The organism is Pseudomonas sp. GM48 (genome assembly GCF_000282335.1).
Lineage (GTDB): Bacteria > Pseudomonadota > Gammaproteobacteria > Pseudomonadales > Pseudomonadaceae > Aquipseudomonas.
In genome coordinates this window covers 1-19,430 of the sequence record NZ_AKJM01000012.1, presented here as the reverse complement: position 1 = coordinate 19,430, position 19,430 = coordinate 1, and the positions used below count along the sequence as shown (strand labels likewise).

15 protein-coding genes and 1 tRNA gene are annotated in these 19,430 nt (G+C 60.3%); 13 read left to right on the top strand and 3 right to left on the bottom strand.

Annotation, left to right across the window (positions count from 1 at the left end):
- The coding region (locus tag PMI28_RS30920; RefSeq protein WP_238540668.1) for a hypothetical protein at positions 1–226 on the top strand (226 nt) is incomplete at its 5' end.
- Here PMI28_RS30920 and PMI28_RS26185 read toward each other — a convergent pair.
- Positions 189–275: transfer RNA gene (locus tag PMI28_RS26185), tRNA-Leu, on the bottom strand. The two genes, PMI28_RS30920 and PMI28_RS26185, sit on opposite strands and share 38 nt — an antisense overlap.
- Before the next feature lie 225 nt (positions 276–500).
- On the opposite strand from PMI28_RS26185, the gene rnr reads away from it, so the two are divergent.
- The 11 genes from rnr to PMI28_RS26240 all read left to right on the top strand — a co-directional run bounded on the left by rnr (position 501) and on the right by PMI28_RS26240 (position 17,487).
- Positions 501–3,137 carry a ribonuclease R gene (gene rnr / locus PMI28_RS26190; RefSeq protein ID WP_007982045.1) on the top strand — a complete coding sequence of 879 codons (2,637 nt, stop codon included), beginning with the start codon at positions 501–503 and terminating at the stop codon, positions 3,135–3,137.
- Positions 3,134–3,901: a 23S rRNA (guanosine(2251)-2'-O)-methyltransferase RlmB gene (rlmB, locus tag PMI28_RS26195; protein ID WP_007973273.1), complete on the top strand. Its 768-nt coding sequence runs from the start codon at positions 3,134–3,136 to the stop codon at positions 3,899–3,901. Before rnr ends, rlmB begins: the two co-directional genes overlap by 4 nt.
- A 305-nt stretch (positions 3,902–4,206) precedes the next feature.
- Positions 4,207–4,629, top strand: a complete 423-nt coding sequence (rpsF, locus tag PMI28_RS26200; protein WP_007982042.1) for a 30S ribosomal protein S6 — start codon at positions 4,207–4,209, stop codon at positions 4,627–4,629.
- 28 nt (positions 4,630–4,657) lie between these two features.
- Positions 4,658–4,888 (top strand): 30S ribosomal protein S18, encoded by a 231-nt coding sequence (gene rpsR / locus PMI28_RS26205; RefSeq protein WP_002551829.1) that lies wholly within the window; start codon positions 4,658–4,660, stop codon positions 4,886–4,888.
- A 36-nt stretch (positions 4,889–4,924) separates the two neighbouring features.
- Positions 4,925–5,818, top strand: coding sequence for a hypothetical protein (locus tag PMI28_RS26210; RefSeq protein WP_007982040.1), 894 nt, complete (start codon positions 4,925–4,927; stop codon positions 5,816–5,818).
- 19 nt (positions 5,819–5,837) lie between these two features.
- A complete protein-coding gene (gene rplI, locus PMI28_RS26215) occupies positions 5,838–6,284 on the top strand; it encodes a 50S ribosomal protein L9 (RefSeq protein WP_007973276.1) in 447 nt (148 codons plus the stop codon).
- Between the two features lie 133 nt (positions 6,285–6,417).
- Positions 6,418–7,815 carry a replicative DNA helicase gene (gene dnaB, locus PMI28_RS26220; RefSeq protein ID WP_007982038.1) on the top strand — a complete coding sequence of 466 codons (1,398 nt, stop codon included), beginning with the start codon at positions 6,418–6,420 and terminating at the stop codon, positions 7,813–7,815.
- Between the two features lie 267 nt (positions 7,816–8,082).
- Positions 8,083–10,386, top strand: coding sequence for a YgiQ family radical SAM protein (locus PMI28_RS26225; RefSeq protein WP_007982036.1), 2,304 nt, complete (start codon positions 8,083–8,085; stop codon positions 10,384–10,386).
- A gap of 363 nt (positions 10,387–10,749) precedes the next feature.
- Entirely contained in the window at positions 10,750–14,025 is a 3,276-nt protein-coding gene (locus PMI28_RS26230) for a transglutaminase family protein (RefSeq protein ID WP_007982033.1), read from the top strand.
- An 88-nt stretch (positions 14,026–14,113) separates the two neighbouring features.
- Positions 14,114–16,600, top strand: a complete 2,487-nt coding sequence (locus PMI28_RS26235) for a circularly permuted type 2 ATP-grasp protein (protein ID WP_007982031.1) — start codon at positions 14,114–14,116, stop codon at positions 16,598–16,600.
- A complete protein-coding gene (locus tag PMI28_RS26240; RefSeq protein ID WP_007982028.1) occupies positions 16,600–17,487 on the top strand; it encodes a transglutaminase family protein in 888 nt (295 codons plus the stop codon). The genes PMI28_RS26235 and PMI28_RS26240 overlap by 1 nt, the downstream gene beginning before the upstream one ends.
- 214 nt (positions 17,488–17,701) lie before the next feature.
- Here the strand turns inward: PMI28_RS26240 and PMI28_RS26245 are convergent, their stop codons facing one another.
- Positions 17,702–17,881, bottom strand: a complete 180-nt coding sequence (locus PMI28_RS26245; protein ID WP_007973286.1) for a hypothetical protein — start codon at positions 17,879–17,881, stop codon at positions 17,702–17,704.
- Between the two features lie 68 nt (positions 17,882–17,949).
- Positions 17,950–18,537 (bottom strand): TIGR00730 family Rossman fold protein, encoded by a 588-nt coding sequence (locus tag PMI28_RS26250; protein WP_007982025.1) that lies wholly within the window; start codon positions 18,535–18,537, stop codon positions 17,950–17,952.
- 343 nt (positions 18,538–18,880) lie between these two features.
- Here PMI28_RS26250 and azu point away from each other — a divergent pair, with 343 nt between their 5' ends.
- Positions 18,881–19,327, top strand: coding sequence for an azurin (azu, locus tag PMI28_RS26255; RefSeq protein ID WP_007982021.1), 447 nt, complete (start codon positions 18,881–18,883; stop codon positions 19,325–19,327).
- Positions 19,328–19,430 lie beyond the last annotated feature (103 nt).

The following is a 19,430-nucleotide window of genomic DNA, read 5'->3' as shown; positions in this document are numbered from 1 at the left end:
TACCAATTTCACCATCTGGGCAATCATCTTCAGCGTTGCCGCTGTTGATGTGGCGCACTATACGGAGAGCGTTTTGATCTGTAAACCCCTGATTTTAAAATTAATAAACCAGGGGCCAAAAATGCAAAAACCCGCTTTCGCGGGTTTTTGTGTGAGCCTTGAAATTGATCTAATCTCAAGCTCGAAATTGGTGCCCAGAAGAAGACTCGAACTTCCACGACCGTAAGGTCACCAGCACCTGAAGCTGGCGTGTCTACCAATTTCACCATCTGGGCAGTATCGGCAACGTTGTCCGTCGTCGATGGCGCGCACTATACGGAGCGTCTTTTTAACTGTAAACCCCCGACATCAAAAAAACCTGGAAAATTTCGCCAGCGGTCTTCAAAACAGCTTTGCAGTGTCGATACAGGGCTTTAGATGGGTCGTCTTAGCCTGAAATTTCCCGTTTCATTACGCCTATGCCAAACTAACCCGCATATAGACAAGGTGAAAACTCTCTAATGGCCGATTGGCAGTCCCTCGATCCCGAGGCCGCTCGTGAAGCGGAAAAATATGAAAACCCTATTCCTAGCCGCGAACTGATCCTTCAGCACCTTGCTGATCGGGGTTCGCCTGCTAACCGCGAGCAGCTGGTCGAAGAGTTTGGTCTGACCACGGAAGACCAGATCGAAGCCCTGCGTCGTCGCCTGCGCGCCATGGAGCGCGATGCTCAGCTTATTTACACTCGTCGCGGCACTTATGCGCCGGTGGACAAGCTCGACCTGATCCTGGGCCGCATCAGCGGTCACCGCGATGGCTTCGGCTTCCTGGTGCCGGACGATGGCAGTGACGACCTGTTCATGAGCCCGGCGCAGATGCGTCTGGTGTTCGACGGTGACCGTGCCCTGGCGCGTGTTTCCGGTCTGGATCGCCGCGGTCGCCGCGAAGGCATGATCGTCGAAGTGGTGTCCCGCGCTCACGAAACCATCGTTGGTCGCTACTTCGAAGAGGGCGGCATCGGTTTTGTCGTTGCCGACAATCCGAAGATCCAGCAGGAAGTGCTGGTAACGCCAGGCCGTAACGCCAACGCGCAGATCGGTCAGTTCGTCGAAGTGAAGATCACTCACTGGCCAACGCCACGCTTCCAGCCGCAAGGCGACGTGGTCGAGGTGGTGGGCAACTACATGGCGCCGGGCATGGAAATCGACGTCGCCCTGCGTACCTATGACATTCCTCACGTCTGGCCTGACGCCGTGCTCAAGGAAGCCGGCAAGCTCAAGCCGGAAGTCGAAGAGAAAGACAAAGAGAAGCGCATCGACCTGCGTCATCTGCCGTTCGTTACCATCGACGGCGAAGATGCTCGCGACTTCGACGATGCGGTCTACTGCGAAGCCCGTCCGGGCAAGCTGCGTCTGTTCTCCGGTGGCTGGAAGCTGTACGTGGCGATTGCCGACGTATCCAGCTACGTGAAGCTCGGCTCGGCGCTGGATGCCGAAGCGCAGGTTCGCGGCAACTCGGTGTACTTCCCCGAGCGCGTGATCCCGATGCTGCCCGAGCAGCTGTCCAACGGCCTGTGCTCGCTGAACCCGCAAGTCGATCGCCTGGCCATGGTTTGCGAGATGACCATCTCCAAATCCGGTGAAATGACCGACTATTGCTTCTACGAAGCGGTGATCCACTCCCATGCCCGTCTGACCTACAACAAGGTCAGCGCGATGCTGGAAACGCCGAAAGCCACCGAAGCGCGCAAGCTGCGCGGCGAATACACCGACGTGGTGCCGCACCTCAAGCAGCTGTACTCGCTGTACAAGGTGTTGCTGGCCGCTCGTCACGTGCGTGGCGCGATCGATTTCGAAACTCAGGAAACCCGGATCATCTTCGGTTCCGAGCGCAAGATCGCCGAAATCCGTCCGACTGTGCGTAACGACGCGCACAAGCTGATCGAGGAATGCATGCTGGCGGCCAACGTGGCCACCGCCGAGTTCCTGAAAAAGCACGAAATCCCTGCGCTGTACCGCGTTCACGATGGTCCGCCACCGGAGCGTCTGGAAAAGCTGCGCGCCTTCCTCGGCGAGCTCGGCCTGTCCTTGCACAAAGGCAAGGACGGTCCGTCGCCGAAGGATTACCAGGCGTTGCTGGCCGGTATCAAGGATCGCCCGGATTTCCACCTGATCCAGACCGTCATGCTGCGCTCGTTGAGCCAGGCGGTGTACAGCGCCGATAACCAGGGCCACTTCGGCCTGAATTATGAAGCCTATACCCACTTCACCTCGCCGATCCGCCGCTACCCGGACTTGCTCACGCACCGGGCGATTCGCAGCGTGATCCATTCGAAGCAGAACACCCCGCACGTTCGCCGTGCCGGTGCGATGACCATTCCGAAGGCGCGCATCTATCCGTACGACGAAGCGGCCCTGGAGCAGCTCGGCGAGCAGTGCTCGATGAGCGAACGCCGTGCCGACGAAGCGACCCGCGACGTGGTGAACTGGCTCAAGTGCGAGTTCATGAAAGACCGCGTGGGCGAATCGTTCCCGGGTGTGATCACTGCCGTGACCGGTTTTGGTCTGTTCGTCGAGCTTACAGACATTTATGTCGAAGGCCTGGTGCACGTCACCGCGCTGCCGGGCGATTACTACCACTTCGATCCTGTGCACCACCGCCTGGCCGGTGAGCGTACCGGTCGCAGCTTCCGCCTGGGTGACACCGTGGAAGTGCGGGTCATGCGCGTCGACCTCGACGAACGCAAGATCGACTTCGAGATGGCCGAAAAAACCATCAGTGCGCCGATTGGCCGTAAAAAACGCGGTACCGAAAGTGCAGCGCCTGCGGCCCTCTCTACAAAAACAGTCGCAGAACCGGCCCCGGCGAAAACCGGTCGTCGTCCTGCCAAGGAAAAGGCTGTCGAGGCTTATCGTCCGAGCGATGCGGCGGCGAAAAACGCCGAAGTGCGCAAAAGTCGTGAAATGAAACAGGCGTTGCTGGCCGGTGCGAAAAACGGCGGTAAAGCGGCGTCTGCGGGAAAGACCAGTCGGTCGGCGCCTGACAAGGCCGTCGGCGGCAAGCCAGCCAAACCGAGCAAACATCGTAAAGGCCCGCCAAAAGCGGGCTCGGCTCCAGCCAAGAGTGGCGGGGCGCGTAAACCTAAGGCCAAGCCATGAGTCAGTTGGAAAAGATCTACGGCGTCCATGCTGTAGAAGCGTTGTTGCGTCACCACCCGAAACGTGTGAAGCAGATCTGGCTGGCCGAAGGCCGCAATGATCCTCGGGTCCAGACGCTGATTGAGCTGGCCAACGAAAACCGGGTCCAGGTCGGCCAGGCCGAGCGCCGCGAAATGGACGCCTGGGTTGAAGGCGTGCACCAGGGTGTGGTCGCGGACGTGAGTCCGAGCCAGGTCTGGGGCGAGGCAATGCTCGACGAACTGCTCGATCGCACCGACGGCGCGCCGTTGTTGCTGGTGCTCGACGGCGTGACCGATCCGCACAACCTCGGCGCCTGCTTGCGTTCTGCCGATGCGGCGGGCGCACTGGCCGTGATTGTGCCGAAGGACAAGTCTGCGACCCTGACGCCAGTCGTACGGAAAATCGCCTGCGGTGCCGCCGAAGTGATTCCACTGGTTGCCGTGACCAACCTGGCGCGCACCCTGGAAAAGCTCCAGCAGCGTGGCTTGTGGGTTGTCGGTACGGCCGGTGAGGCTGAGGTCAGTCTGTATGACCAGGACCTCACCGGCCCGACCATCCTGATCATGGGCGCCGAAGGCAAGGGCATGCGTCGCCTGACCCGCGAGCATTGCGACTACCTGGTGAACCTGCCGATGGCCGGTAGCGTCAGCAGTCTCAACGTTTCGGTGGCGACCGGCGTTTGCCTGTTCGAAGCGCAGCGCCAGCGCAGTGTCAAAGCCAAGGCTGCTGCCAAGAAATCCTGATCCAGTTGCAGTCCCTGTGGGAGCGGGCTTGCTCGCGAAAGCGGAGTAACATTCAGCAAAGATGTTGAATGTCGTACCGCATTCGCGAGCAAGCCCGCTCCCACAGTGTTTTGTGGTGAGGGAAAGATTGGGGGTTGTTCAAATAATCACCAATTACCTTGCGCCTCCTTCGCCCCTTCTCTACAATTGCGCCCCTTGCTGTGATGGCAGGCACCAACGTGTCTAGCGTCCGCAAGTCCATAAGTGTCATTCACTCCTTGTCTGACCGCTTTTGAGCGGCAGGCTACAACCCGTAAGGAGCATTCATGCGTCATTACGAAATCATCTTTTTGGTCCACCCGGATCAAAGCGAGCAAGTCGGCGGCATGGTTGAGCGTTACACCAAGCTGATCGAAGAAGACGGCGGCAAAATCCACCGTCTGGAAGATTGGGGCCGTCGTCAACTGGCCTACGCAATCAACAATGTTCACAAGGCTCACTACGTGATGCTGAACGTTGAGTGCACTGGCAAGGCCCTGGCCGAGCTGGAAGACAACTTCCGCTACAACGATGCAGTGATCCGTAACCTGGTCATCCGTCGCGACGAAGCCGTTACCGGTCAGTCCGAGATGCTCAAGGCTGAAGAAAACCGCAGTGAGCGCCGTGAGCGTCGCGACCGTCCTGAGCACGAAGGCGCTGAAAGCGTTGACAGTGATGACAGCGACAACAGCGATAACGCTGACGAGTAATCCACGGACCTTTTAAGGAGCCTATCAAATGGCACGTTTCTTCCGTCGTCGTAAATTCTGCCGCTTCACCGCTGAAGACGTGAAAGAGATCGATTACAAAGATCTCAACACTCTGAAAGCCTACGTATCCGAGACCGGCAAAATCGTTCCAAGCCGCATCACCGGTACCAAAGCTCGTTATCAGCGTCAGCTGGCCACCGCTATCAAGCGCGCCCGCTTCCTGGCCCTGCTGGCCTACACCGACAGCCACGGCCGCTGAGACCGGGCAGTCGACACGTAGCAAAGGATTGAATGCATGCGGGCCATAGCTGAGTTCATCATGCGCGGCCGTATGCAGGCCACTCTGGTAGTGGCTGGATGCGCGGCATTGCCGTTGTTGTATTGGTTGGGTGCTGCCGCCGGATGCCTTGTGCTCCTGCGGCGCGGATTGAGGGACGCCCTGGGCGTTCTTGCTCTGGGACTGCTGCCGGCGTTGATCTGGTGGCTGTACTCCGACGACCCACGGGCACTTCTGGTGCTGCTGGGGTCTGCGAGCCTTGCGTTGGTTTTGCGCGCAAGCGAGTCCTGGAACCGCGTGCTGCTGGTCAGCATAGCGATGGGAGTGGTGTTTTCAGTGGTGTTGGGGACAGCTTTTGCTCCCCAGATCGAGATGCTGGCGCAGGCTTTGATCAAAGTCATGCCGTCGCTACTCGGTGATGTCTACCAGAAGATGTCGGTAGACGAACAAGCGCGTTTCGCGTCCCTGATTGCACCGGTCCTGACCGGCCTGATTGCGGCGTTGTTGCAAATCGTCAGCTTGCTGAGCCTGCTTGTCGGGCGCTACTGGCAGGCGTTGTTGTACAACCCGGGCGGTTTTGGTCGCGAGTTTCGCGCCATCCGCTTCCCGCTGTTGCCGGCGATGTTGCTGCTGGCGTGCATGCTTCTTGGGCCGAACATCGGTCCACAGATGGCCATGTTGACGCCGTTGTGCAGCGTACCGCTGGTGTTCGCCGGGCTGGCCCTGATTCACGGGCTGGTGGCGCAGAAGCGACTGGCCAGGTTCTGGCTGGTGGGGTTGTACGTGACGCTGTTGCTGTTCATGCAGCTGATCTATCCGTTGCTGGTGGTCCTGGCCATCGTCGACAGCCTGATTGATTTTCGCGGTCGTTCGGCACCGAAAGATGCCGATAACGCGAACGGTGAAGGTTAAAAGTTAAGAGGATTTTCACATGCAACTGATCCTTCTGGAAAAAGTCACCAACCTGGGCAACCTGGGTGACAAAGTGAACGTTAAGGCTGGTTACGGTCGTAACTACCTGCTGCCTTACGGCAAAGCTACCGCTGCGACCCCAGCCAACCTGGCTGCGTTCGAAGAGCGTCGCGCTGAGCTGGAAAAAGCTGCAGCAGATCGCAAAGCATCGGCTGAAAGCCGCGCTGCCCAACTGGCCGAGCTGGAAGTGACCATCACTGCCACCGCTGGCGACGAAGGCAAGCTGTTCGGTTCGATCGGTACTCACGACATCGCTGACGCACTGACCGCCTCCGGCGTTGAAGTGCAGAAGAGCGAAGTTCGTCTGCCGAACGGCACCATCCGCAACGTAGGCGAATTCGACGTAGCCGTGCATCTGCACGCCGAAGTTGAAGCCACCGTACGCGTTGTCGTGGTAGCAGCTTAAGCAGCACTTGTCGGTTGGCACCCTCGGGTGCTTGCCGGTAACATCGGGCACGATCCTGTTTACAGGTCGTGCCCTTTGTCTTTCTGGCATCCCAGTTTTTACATTCCTGCTTTCCAAAAAAAACCAAGTGGCCATGAACGAAATCTCAGCTCCCGAGCAATACGACCTGCAAACCGCCGCGCTGAAGGTGCCGCCGCATTCCATCGAGGCCGAACAGGCCGTGCTCGGTGGTCTGATGCTGGACAACAACGCCTGGGAACGCGTGCTCGATCAGGTCTCCGACGGCGATTTCTATCGACATGACCACCGTCTGATTTTCCGTGCGATCGCCAAGCTGGCCGATCAGAACATGCCGATCGACGTCGTGACCCTGTCCGAACAACTGGACAAGGAAGGTCAGACTTCACAGGTCGGCGGCCTCGGCTATCTCGGCGAGCTGGCGAAAAACACGCCATCTGTCGCTAACATCAAGGCCTATGCCCAGATAGTTCGCGAACGGGCGACATTGCGTCAATTGATCGGCATCAGCACCGAAATCGCCGACAGCGCCTTCAACCCGGAAGGTCGCACCGCCGCCGAAATTCTCGATGAGGCCGAGCGGCAGATCTTCCAGATTGCCGAGGCCCGACCGAAAACCGGTGGCCCGGTGGGCGTCAACGACCTGCTGACCAAAGCCATCGACCGCATCGACACCCTGTTCAACACCGACAACGCCATCACCGGCCTGTCCACCGGCTATACCGACCTCGACGAGAAGACCAGCGGCCTGCAACCGGCCGACCTGATCATCGTCGCCGGCCGTCCGTCCATGGGTAAAACCACCTTTGCGATGAACCTGGTGGAAAACGCCGTGCTGCGTAGCGAGAAGGCCGTCCTGGTTTACTCCCTCGAGATGCCAGGCGAATCGCTGATCATGCGTATGCTGTCTTCCCTTGGTCGCATCGACCAGACCAAGGTGCGTTCCGGTCAGTTGGAAGACGACGACTGGCCGCGCCTGACTTCGGCGGTCAACCTGCTCAACGACCGCAAGTTGTTCATCGACGATACCGCCGGCATCAGCCCGTCGGAAATGCGCGCCCGGACCCGCCGCCTGGTGCGTGAACACGGCGATGTCGGCCTGATCATGATCGACTACCTGCAATTGATGCAGATTCCGGGTTCCAGCGGTGATAACCGGACCAACGAGATTTCCGAGATCTCCCGATCCCTGAAAGCCCTGGCCAAGGAATTCAACTGCCCGGTGGTGGCGCTCTCGCAGCTCAACCGTTCCCTGGAACAACGGCCGAACAAGCGCCCGGTGAACTCCGACTTGCGGGAATCCGGAGCGATCGAGCAGGACGCCGACGTGATCATGTTCGTTTATCGCGACGAGGTGTATCACCCGGAAACCGAGCACAAGGGCATCGCCGAGATCATTATCGGCAAGCAGCGGAACGGTCCGATCGGCTTTATCCGTCTGGCGTTCATCGGTAAGTACACCCGATTCGAGAACCTGGCGCCGGGTAGCTATAACTTCGATGACGACGAATAAGTCGTTATAGAGGTTTTTGTGGCGAGGGAGCTTGCTCCCGCTGGGCTGCGCAGCAGCCCCAATACCTGCGATGGTACTGATTCAGGCACACCGCAATTGCTGGTTTTGCGACTGCTGCGCAGTCGAGCGGGAGCAAGCTCCCTCGCCACATAGGTTGTGTGTGCTAAAGCGCCCACCAATTTCCGACCACAGTCGTCGGAATTGGTCAAAATTTGTGCTATATTCCGCGCCCGCGAAATTCAATGAAAGCCAACACCGGTTATCGACATGCAAGCAGCCAAGCCGTTATTTGACTATCCCAAGTACTGGGCCGAATGTTTCGGGCCAGCGCCGTTCCTGCCCATGAGCAGGGAGGAGATGGATCAGCTCGGCTGGGATTCCTGCGACATCATCATCGTCACCGGTGATGCCTACGTCGATCACCCGTCGTTCGGCATGGCGATCATCGGCCGGCTGCTGGAGTCCCAGGGCTTCCGCGTCGGGATCATTGCCCAGCCGAACTGGCAGTCCAAAGACGACTTCATGAAGCTCGGCGAGCCGAACCTGTTCTTCGGTGTCGCGGCCGGCAACATGGACTCGATGATCAACCGCTACACCGCCGACAAGAAAATCCGTTCCGACGACGCGTACACGCCGGGTGGCCTGGCCGGCAAGCGTCCGGACCGCGCCAGCCTGGTTTACAGCCAGCGCTGCAAGGAAGCCTACAAGCACGTGCCAATCGTGCTCGGCGGCATCGAAGCGTCCCTGCGCCGCATCGCCCACTACGACTACTGGCAGGACCGTGTGCGCAACTCGATCCTGATCGATGCCAGCGCCGACATCCTGCTTTACGGCAACGCCGAACGGGCCATCGTTGAAGTGGCCCAGCGCCTGTCCTACGGTCACAAGATCGAAGACATCACCGACGTGCGCGGTACCGCGTTCATTCGTCGTGATACCCCGCAAGGCTGGTACGAAGTCGACTCCACGCGCATCGACCGCCCGGGCAAGATCGACAAGATCATCAACCCGTACGTCAACACCCAGGACACCCAGGCCTGCGCAATCGAGCAGGAGAAGGGCCCGGTCGAGGATCCGCAGGAAGCCAAGGTCGTGCAGATCCTGGCGAGCCCGCGCATGACCCGCGACAAGACCGTGATCCGTTTGCCGTCGGTGGAAAAGGTCCGCAATGACGCGGTGCTCTACGCTCACGCCAACCGCGTGCTGCACCTGGAAACCAACCCGGGCAACGCCCGCGCCTTGGTACAGAAGCATGGCGAAGTCGACGTCTGGTTCAACCCGCCACCGATTCCGATGACCACCGAAGAAATGGACTACGTGTTCGGCATGCCTTATGCGCGCATTCCGCACCCGGCGTACGGCAAGGAGAAGATCCCGGCCTATGACATGATCCGCTTCTCAGTGAACATCATGCGTGGCTGCTTCGGCGGCTGCACCTTCTGCTCGATCACCGAGCACGAAGGCCGGATCATCCAGAACCGTTCCCACGAGTCGATCATTCGCGAAATCGAAGAAATTCGCGACAAGGTGCCGGGCTTTACCGGCGTGATCTCCGACCTTGGCGGCCCGACCGCGAACATGTACCGCATTGCGTGCAAGAGCCCCGAAATCGAATCCGCGTGCCGCAAGCCATCGTGCGTGTTCCCTGGCATCTGCCCGAACCTGAACACCGACCACTCGGCGCTGATCCAGCTGTACCGCAGTGCCCGTGAATTGCCGGGTGTGAAGAAGATCCTGATCGCTTCCGGCCTGCGCTATGACCTCGCGGTCGAATCGCCGGAGTACGTCAAGGAGCTGGTGACCCACCACGTCGGTGGTTACCTGAAGATCGCCCCGGAACACACCGAGGAAGGTCCGCTCAACCAGATGATGAAACCGGGCATCGGCAGCTATGACAAGTTCAAGCGCATGTTCGAGAAGTACTCCAAGGAAGCCGGTAAAGAGCAGTACCTGATCCCGTACTTCATCGCCGCCCACCCGGGCACCACCGATGAAGACATGATGAACCTGGCGCTGTGGCTCAAGGGCAACGGTTTCCGTGCCGACCAAGTGCAGGCGTTCTACCCGTCGCCGATGGCCACCGCCACCGCGATGTACCACTCGGGCAAGAACCCGCTGCGCAAGGTCACCTACAAGAGTGACGCGGTGACCATCGTCAAGAGCGAAGAGCAGCGCCGTCTGCACAAGGCGTTCTTGCGTTATCACGACCCGAAAGGCTGGCCGATGCTGCGTGAAGCACTGACCCGCATGGGCCGCGCCGACCTGATCGGGCCGGGCAAGAACCAGTTGATTCCTTTGCACCAGCCGTCGACCGACAGCTACCAGAGTGCCCGTCGCAAGAATTCGACGCCGGCCGGCAGCCATAAAGTAGCGAAGGAAAAGACCACCAAGATCCTCACCCAGCACACGGGCCTGCCACCACGTGCCAGCGATGGCGGCAACCCGTGGGACAAGCGCGAACAGGCCAAGGCTGCGGCGTTTGCCCGCAATCAGCAGGCGGCCAAGGAGCGCAAGGAAGCGGCCAAGGGCAAGGGGCCGAAGCCGGCTCGCAAGCCGGTCGTGCCGCGCTAAGCCTCGCCTCCGCTGAACAGAACGCCAACCTTCGGGTTGGCGTTTTGCATTCCGGGCTTGAAAAGTATGCGAGGGCTGCTGGCCTCTTCGCGAGCAAGCCCGCTCCCACAGGTTTAGAAGCGTTCGCAAAATTTGTATTCGACTCGGACACTGTGGGAGCGGGCTTGCTCGCGAAGGGGCCGACTCAGGCGACGACTTCGTAGCTGGCTGCCACATATACGTGCAATCGCCTTCAATCATTTTCCTGCATCGCCCGATTTTGGTGCTGTACTGCCTTCAGTAATCGAAGAAAGCGCCAGCGCTGCTGGATGGCATAAGTCTTGCGCGCTTTCCAATACGCTCAAGGCTCGCAGGAGGCACGCCGTGTCGATTCATGTCGCATTGCACCATGTCACGCATTACCGCTATGACCGCGCTGTCGAGCTCGGCCCGCAGATCGTTCGCCTGCGTCCCGCCGCTCACAGCCGCACGCGGATTCTGTCCTATGCGCTGAAAATCTCCCCCGAACAGCACTTCATCAACTGGCAGCAGGACCCTCAGGGCAATTACCTGGCGCGCCTGGTGTTCCCGGAGAAAACCGATGAATTGCGCATTGAAGTCGACCTGCTGGCAGAAATGGCGATCTTCAATCCGTTCGACTTTTTCCTTGAGCCCTACGCGGAAAAAATTCCCTTCGCCTATGCCACGGATGAACGCAAGGAGCTGGCGCCGTACCTGGAAACGTTGCCGCTGACGCCGAAGTTCAAGGCCTATCTGGACGGCATCGACCGCACACCGTTGCCTGCCGTGGATTTTCTCGTCGCGCTCAACCAGCGTCTGAGCGAAGACATCGACTACCTGATCCGCATGGAACCCGGCGTACAAACACCTGAACACACCCTCGAACAGGCCTCGGGTTCGTGCCGCGATTCCGCCTGGTTACTGGTGCAACTGCTGCGCAATCTGGGGCTGGCGGCGCGTTTCGTGTCGGGCTACCTGATCCAGCTGACCGCCGACGTCAAAAGTCTCGACGGTCCTTCCGGTACCGAGGTGGATTTCACCGACCTGCACGCCTGGTGCGAGGTGTACCTGCCCGGCGCCGGCTGGATTGGCCTGGACGCGACATCCGGGTTGTTTGCCGGTGAAGGGCATATTCCGTTGGCCTGTAGTCCTGACCCGTCCTCTGCGGCACCGATCAGTGGCCTGGTGGAGCCGTGCGAGTGCGAATTCAGCCACGAAATGTCCGTGGAGCGGATTTGGGAGGCGCCACGGGTCACCAAGCCCTACACCGACGACCAGTGGCTGGCGATTCAGGCCCTGGGGCGGCAGATCGATGCCGACCTGCTGGAAGGCGATGTGCGCCTGACCATGGGCGGCGAGCCGACTTTCGTGTCCATCGATGACCCGGACGGTGCCGAGTGGAACACCGCCGCACTGGGGCCGGATAAACGACGCTTGTCCGCCGAGTTGTTCCAGCGCATGCGTAAACACTACGCGCCCAAGGGCCTGGTGCATTTTGGTCAGGGCAAGTGGTATCCCGGCGAGCAACTGCCGCGCTGGTCGCTCAATTGCTACTGGCGCCGTGACGGCGTGCCGATCTGGCACAACAGCGCGCTGATCGCCGACGAGCAAGAGGACTACGGCGCCACTGGCGAACTGGCCGGGCGTTTCCTGGCCAGTGTCGCCGAACGCCTGAAGATTCCGACACGCTTTGTGTTTCCGGCCTACGAAGACAACTTTTATTACCTCTGGCGCGAAGGGATGTTGCCGCAGAACGTCAGTGCCGAAGACTCACGCCTGGAAGAACCGCTGGAGCGTGCGCGTCTGCGTAAAGTCTTCAGTCAGGGTTTGGACAAGGTGATTGGCCAGGTCCTGCCGCTGGCGCGTACCGCCAAGGGCGATCAGTGGCAGAGCGGCCGCTGGTATCTGCGCGATGAACATTGTCGCCTGGTGCCAGGAGACTCGCCGCTGGGCTATCGCTTGCCACTTGGTTCGCAACCGTGGGTAAAAGCGGCGGAGTATCCGTTCATTTATCCGCAAGACCCGAATCAGGACTTTCCGCCGCTGTCCGACACAGGGCAACTGCAGAACCAAAGTGCGGCTGCCGTCACTGATGAGCGCGTGCCAGACATCGACGAATCCGCCGATTGGCTGACCCGTACCGCATTCTGCGCCGAAGCCCGGGAAGGCCGGTTGTACCTGTTCATGCCACCGCTGGAGCGGGTTGAGGATTACCTCGAACTGGTCGCCGCCATCGAGGCCACCGCTGAAGAACTGCTGTGCCCGGTATTGCTGGAGGGCTACGAGCCGCCGAGCGACCCGCGCCTGAGCAATTTCCGCATCACCCCGGATCCGGGGGTGATCGAGGTCAACGTGCAGCCGTCCGCAACGTGGGATGAATTGGTCGAGCGCACCGAGTTTCTCTACGAAGAAGCGCGCCAGACCCGCCTGACCACCGAGAAATTCATGATCGACGGCCGGCACACCGGCACGGGCGGCGGCAACCATTTCGTGCTGGGTGGCGCGACTCCGGGCGACTCGCCGTTTCTGCGTCGTCCGGATCTGCTGCGCAGCCTGATCAGCTACTGGCATAACCACCCGTCCTTGTCCTACCTGTTTTCCGGATTGTTCATCGGCCCGACGTCCCAGGCGCCCCGCGTCGATGAAGCGCGCAACGATGCCTTGTACGAACTGGAGATCGCTTTTGCGCAGATGCCGGAACCGGGTGAGGCATGCCCGCCATGGCTGGTGGATCGACTGTTGCGCAATCTGCTGATCGATGTGACCGGCAACACCCACCGCGCCGAATTCTGCATCGACAAACTCTATTCGCCGGACGGTGCCACCGGGCGCCTCGGATTGCTGGAGCTGCGTGCGTTCGAGATGCCGCCCCATGCCCGCATGAGCCTGGCGCAACAATTGTTGCTGCGGGCACTGGTCGCGCGATTCTGGCGCGAACCCTATGCACCGCCGAAGCTGGCGCGCTGGGGTACGGAGTTGCACGATCGCTTCCTGTTGCCGCACTTCATCGAGCAAGACTTTGCCGATGTCATCGTCGACCTCAACGCCGCTGGTTATGCGGTGCGGGCCGAGTGGTTCGCCGCACATCTGGAGTTCCGTTTTCCCAAGGTTGGCGACTACGCCGTCAGTGGTATTGCGCTGGAACTGCGCCAGGCGCTCGAGCCTTGGCACGTGCTGGGCGAAGAGGGCGCCATGGGCGGCACGGTGCGTTACGTGGATTCGTCGCTGGAGCGTTTGCAGGTCAAGCTCAGCGGCTTGCCGCCCCAGCGTTATCTGCTGACCTGCAATGGCATTCCGGTGCCATTGCAGCCCACCGGGCGTGTAGGTGAATTCGTCGCCGGCGTGAGATTTCGTGCCTGGCAACCGGCTAACTGCCTGCAACCGACCATCCCGGTCCACGCGCCCCTGGTGTTCGACCTGCTCGATACCTGGATGCAGCGCTCGCTGGGCGGCTGCCAATATCACGTCGCCCATCCGGGCGGACGCAATTACGACAGCTTGCCGGTCAATGCCAACGAGGCCGAGAGTCGGCGGATGGCGCGTTTCTTCCGCATCGGACACACGCCGGGGAAACTTCCCATACCCAATCTGGAAATTAACGACGAGCTGCCGATGACACTCGATTTGCGACGTTTCTAAACCGTACGCGACGCTCGGATTTTTCGTATATCCGGGTGTCACGAGCCTGCGTTAGTCTGACCGTTCATTGCTGTCTGCCGAGCTTTCCATGCCTGACCTGCTAGACCGCTACCCGCTCACGGCGGGCACCTATCACGAACTGCTCGACGACAGTGGCGCCGTGCGCCCGCACTGGCGCCGACTGTTCGAGCAGTTGCAACGCAGCACGCCGGCGCAACTGGTGCAGCGCCAGGCCCTGCTGACCCGGCAAATCCAGGAAAACGGCGTTACCTATAACGTCTATGCCGACCCCAAGGGCGCTGACCGGCCATGGGAGCTGGACCTGCTACCCCATGTGATCGCGGCTGATGAGTGGGAGCAATTGTCGGCCGGAATCGCTCAGCGGGCACGCTTGCTCAATGCCGTGCTGGCTGACCTTTACGGTCCGCAGCGGCTGATTGCCGAAGGTCTGCTGCCCGCCGAGCTGGTGTTCGGTCACAACAATTTCCTTTGGCCCTGTCAGGGGATCAGCCCGCCTGACGGGGCCTTCCTGCATTTGTATGCCGTGGATCTGGCGCGCACGCCCGATGGCCGCTGGTGGGTCACGGCGGACCGTACCCAGGCGCCGTCGGGTGCCGGGTATGCGCTGGAAAACCGCACCATTGTGTCCCGGGCCTTTCCCGAGCTGTACCGCGATTTGAAAGTGCAACACCTGGCCGGGTTCTTCCGCACCTTGCAGGAAACCCTGGCCCGTCAGGCCCCGAGTGACGGCGATGCGCCTTTGGTGGTGCTGCTGACGCCGGGGCGTTTCAACGAAAGCTATTTCGAACATTTGTACCTGGCGCGTCAGCTCGGTTATCCGTTGGTAGAGGGCGGCGACCTGACAGTGCGCGACGCCACGGTCTACCTGAAGACCCTGAGTGGTCTGCGTCGGGTGCACGCGATAATGCGTCGGCTCGATGACGATTTCTGCGACCCGCTGGAGTTGCGCACCGATTCGGCCCTCGGTGTGCCGGGTCTGCTGGAAGCCGTGCGGCAGGGGCGGGTGCTGGTGGCCAACGCTCTGGGCAGCGGTGTGCTGGAGTCGCCAGGCTTGCTGGGTTTTCTACCGAAGATCAATCAATTCCTGTTCGGCGAAGAGCTGATCCTGCCGTCCATCGCCACCTGGTGGTGCGGTGAAGCGCCGGTGTTGGCCCAGGCCCTGGAAAAGCTCCCTGAGCTGCTGATCAAACCGGCGTTTCCGTCCCAGAGCTTTGCACCGGTATTTGGTCGTGATTTGGGTGAAAAACAGCGCCAGGAGCTCGCCGAGCGCATGCAGGCGCGGCCCTATGCTTATGTGGCGCAAGAACTTGCGCAATTGTCCCAGGCACCGATCTGGCAAGCCGAAGACGGTCAACTGCAACCCCGGGCCATTGGCATGCGCATGTACGCGGTGGCCAGCCGCGAGGGCTATCGGGTACTGCCCGGCGGCTTGACCCGGGTCGCCGCGCAAGCCGATGCCGAAGTGGTGTCGATGCAACGCGGCGGCGCCAGCAAGGACACCTGGGTGCTGGGCGATCGAGCGCCCAGCGGCGAACAATGGAAAGCCCAGCGCAACATCGGCGTGCATGACCTGGTGCGGCGCGATCCGTACCTGCCATCGCGGGTGGTGGAAAACCTGTTCTGGTTTGGCCGTTACTGCGAACGTTGTGATGACAGTGCCCGTTTGCTGCGCATCATGCTCGCACGCTATGTCGACGGCGACGACCCGCAAGCCTTGCAGGCCGCCGTCGATCTCGGCGAGCGGCTGATGCTGCTGCCCGATGAGGGTGAATTGCCTGAACGCCTGTTGGCGGCGCTGCTCGGCGACGACTGGCCGTTCAGCCTGCGCTCCAACCTGCAGCGCTTGCAGTGGGCCGCTTCGCAGGTGCGCGGCAAGCTCTCGCGGGAAAACTGGCAGGCGCTGGTGGAGTTGCAGCGCGAAGCCATGGAGCTGGAAACCGAAGAGCCGGATTTTGGCGAGTTGCTGGATTTTCTCAACCGTCTGGTGATGTCCCTTGCGGCGTTATCCGGCTTCGCCCTGGACGACATGACCCGGGACGAAGGCTGGCGTTTCCTGATGATTGGCCGGCGGATCGAGCGTCTGCAATTTCTCAGCGGCAGCCTGGCGGCGTTCCTGCGGGGCGCCGGGGCCTTCGATCAGGCCGGACTGGAATGGTTGCTGGAACTGGGCAACAGCAGCATCACCTACCGTTCTCGATACCTGGCGGTGGCACAGCTGATCCCGGTGCTCGACCTGCTGTTGCTCGACGAGCAGAACCCTCACGCCGTGTTGTTCCAGTTGAAACTGGTGACCGGCACCCTCAAACGCCTCAACGATGATTTTGGCGTGCCGCGTGAAGCAGTGCTGCCGCAATTGGTCGAGCGTCTGGCGCGATTCGATCTGGGTTGCCTGGAAAACCCGCTGTTCGGCGACGTGAGTGTTCGCGCCGCCATCGAAGGGCTGGCCGCACTGTTGCAGGAGATCGCCGACGCCAGCGGGCAAGTCTCCGATCGCCTGGCGCTGCGGCATTTCGCCCATGTCGACGATGTCAGCCAGCGCACGGTGTCCGTCTGATGAGTGCTCAATACCAGATTTTCCACGATACCCATTATCACTACGACAGCCCGGTGTCCCTGGCCCAGCAACTGGCGCATTTGTGGCCGCGGCCTTGCGCCTGGCAACGCTGCACCGACCGGCAATTGCAGATCAGTCCGCAGCCGACCTCGCGTCGCGACGAGCTGGATGTGTTCGGCAACCCGCTGACCCGGCTGGCATTCGAGCGTCCCCACGAGGAATTGCTGGTCAACGCCAGCCTCACGATCGAAGTGTTGCCCCGGCCTGCGCTGGACTTCAATCGGTCTCCTGCGTGGGAAGACACACGAAGCGCGCTGACCTACAGCAGCCAACCGCTGTCACCCGAATTGCTCGAAGCCTGCCGATACCGGTTTGAATCGCCGTATGTGCATTTGAAGAGAAACTTCGTCGAGTTTTCCGAGAGCTGCTTCCCGGCGGGTCGACCGCTGTTGCTCGGTGTGCAGGCACTGATGGAGAAAATCTTCAGCGAGTTCACCTTCGACGCCGAAGCGACCCAGGTGGCGACGCCGCTGGTGGAGGTGCTGGAGCGCCGGCGCGGGGTCTGCCAGGACTTTGCTCACCTGATGCTCGCTTGCGTGCGTTCCAGAGGGTTGGCGGCGCGGTACATCAGCGGCTATTTGCTGACCCGGCCACCACCGGGTCAGCCGCGATTGATCGGTGCCGATGCGTCCCATGCCTGGGTCTCGGTGTTTTGCCCGGTGCTGGGGTGGGTGGATTTCGATCCGACCAACAATGTGCAACCGGCGCTGGAGCACATCACCCTGGCCTGGGGCCGGGATTTTTCCGATGTATCGCCGTTGCGGGGGGTGATTCTGGGAGGAGGGAATCACGACCCGGAAGTGCGCGTCACCGTGATGCCACTGTAGGAGCGAGCTTGCTCGCGATGGACGTGAACGATGACGCGTACTGTCTGGAAAAATGCGCTGTCTTCGAATTTTTCGCGAGCAAGCTCGCTCCTACAGGGGGGCGGAGTCATTTCAGGTAGGCTATATCAGATTGGTCTGTGAGGGTCGGCAGCAAAGCTGCCAACCCTGGACACAGATCCGGCAGGCCTGATCAGATCAACCGGCCCGGAGGTTCTCAGGCGTCGGGCGCCGAGTCTTTCGGTGCATCAACATCATCTTCCGCCGCCACTTCACCCTCAGGGTTCAGTGCCGCTTCTTCAGCTGTAGCTTTCTTGCGCTGAAGTTTTTCCTCTTTCTTCTGCTCCTTGGCCAAGTCTCTCTGACGTTTGGCGAAGGAATAATTAGGTTTAGCCATGGGCGATCCTCTGGGGTCGAAGGTGAGGTTGAGCGGCGCATATTCTGCCCTGTATCGGTGCCGAGCCGTTAGCTGGGTTTTTGCTCGGCCCATTTTGGCGCTACGGACGGTTGCCAGGCATCCAGTGCATCGAGCAGGGTTTGTGCTGATTCGCTCACTTGCAGCATGTCACGGTGCTGCCCGCGAACGAAGCCTTCGCCGACGATGTGATCGAGAAAAGACGTCAATTTGCTGTAGAAACCGTTCACTTCCAGCAAACCCAGCGGTTTGCCGTGGTAGCCGAGTTGGCCCCAGGTCCAGACTTCGAACAGTTCTTCCAGGGTGCCAAGGCCACCGGGCAGCGCGATAAAGGCATCGCTGAGCTCGGCCATCCGCGCCTTGCGCGCATGCATGCCATCGACGACTTCCAGGCGAGTCAGGCCGCTGTGGCCGATTTCCTTGTCCTTGAGGCTTTGCGGGATGATGCCGATTACTTCACCGCCGGCGGCCAGGGCCGCATCGGCGACGATTCCCATCAGGCCCACGGCGCCACCGCCATACACCAGGGTCAGCTTGCGCTCGGCCAACGCCCGGCCAAGGGCCACGGCGGCTTCGCGGTAAGCCGGGTTGGTGCCGGTGCTGGCACCACAAAATACACAAACAGATGCTAAAGACATGCCTTGCTCCATGGTCGATCACGGCCACAGAGTAAAGGCAGGCGCCCGGCACTCCAAGGGCTAGACTTCTTGTTTTGACGTTTCGTATGTTCCGCTGGCGCCGCAGGCGTAGGCGGCGAGCAAACTGCACAATAAGCTGTTGATCGACATGACAGACGCTCCATTTGAAGGGGACGGTCTGATGATAGGGCCGGACCAGACGCTTGGCCGGTAGATTATTTCCATCGGTGTCATAGCCCAAAAGTTGTATACAATTTTTGATTCAAGTCATATGAACTTGCGAAGTTTTCAGGCAGTCTTCTGTCCATTCGCGATTTCGTTAACCCTGCCTTGGAGATTCACCATGTTTGCCAAACTCGTTGCGGTATCCCTGTTGACACTGGCCAGCAGCCAACTGATGGCTGCCGAGTGCAAGACCACCATTGACTCCACCGACCAGATGTCTTTTGACACGAAAGCCATTGAAATCGACAAGAGCTGCAAGACGTTTACCGTGGAACTCAAGCACTCCGGCAGCTTGCCGAAGAACGTCATGGGCCATAACTGGGTGCTGAGCAAAGAAGCCGACATGCAGCCGATCGCCACCGACGGCCTGAGCGCCGGCATCGACAAGAACTACCTGAAAGAAGGTGATGCGCGCGTTATCGCTCACACCAAAATCATCGGTGCCAAGGAAACCGATTCGGTGACCTTCGACGTGTCCAAGCTCGATGCGGCGGAAAAATACGGTTTCTTCTGCTCGTTCCCGGGCCACATCTCGATGATGAAAGGCACTGTGACCCTGAAGTAATCAGGCACACCGCGTTATCGTTCTTCGCGAGCAAGCCCGCTCCCACAAGGTTCTGTGTCGGACACAATTTTTGTGAACACCTGAAACCCTGTGGGAGCGGGCT

Excerpts from the sequence above, each read along its gene's own strand:
- rplI (WP_007973276.1), top strand. The coding sequence starts at position 5,838 with ATGCAACTGATCCTTCTGGAAAAAGTCACCAACCTGGGCAACCTGGGT.
- PMI28_RS26235 (WP_007982031.1), top strand. The coding sequence starts at position 14,114 with ATGCCTGACCTGCTAGACCGCTACCCGCTCACGGCGGGCACCTATCAC.
- rlmB (WP_007973273.1), top strand. The coding sequence starts at position 3,134 with ATGAGTCAGTTGGAAAAGATCTACGGCGTCCATGCTGTAGAAGCGTTG.
- PMI28_RS26210 (WP_007982040.1), top strand. The coding sequence starts at position 4,925 with ATGCGGGCCATAGCTGAGTTCATCATGCGCGGCCGTATGCAGGCCACT.
- azu (WP_007982021.1), top strand. The coding sequence starts at position 18,881 with ATGTTTGCCAAACTCGTTGCGGTATCCCTGTTGACACTGGCCAGCAGC.
- PMI28_RS26240 (WP_007982028.1), top strand. The coding sequence starts at position 16,600 with ATGAGTGCTCAATACCAGATTTTCCACGATACCCATTATCACTACGAC.
- PMI28_RS26225 (WP_007982036.1), top strand. The coding sequence starts at position 8,083 with ATGCAAGCAGCCAAGCCGTTATTTGACTATCCCAAGTACTGGGCCGAA.
- rpsF (WP_007982042.1), top strand. The coding sequence starts at position 4,207 with ATGCGTCATTACGAAATCATCTTTTTGGTCCACCCGGATCAAAGCGAG.
- dnaB (WP_007982038.1), top strand. The coding sequence starts at position 6,418 with ATGAACGAAATCTCAGCTCCCGAGCAATACGACCTGCAAACCGCCGCG.
- PMI28_RS26250 (WP_007982025.1), bottom strand. The coding sequence starts at position 18,537 with ATGTCTTTAGCATCTGTTTGTGTATTTTGTGGTGCCAGCACCGGCACC.
- rnr (WP_007982045.1), top strand. The coding sequence starts at position 501 with ATGGCCGATTGGCAGTCCCTCGATCCCGAGGCCGCTCGTGAAGCGGAA.
- rpsR (WP_002551829.1), top strand. The coding sequence starts at position 4,658 with ATGGCACGTTTCTTCCGTCGTCGTAAATTCTGCCGCTTCACCGCTGAA.
- PMI28_RS26245 (WP_007973286.1), bottom strand. The coding sequence starts at position 17,881 with ATGGCTAAACCTAATTATTCCTTCGCCAAACGTCAGAGAGACTTGGCC.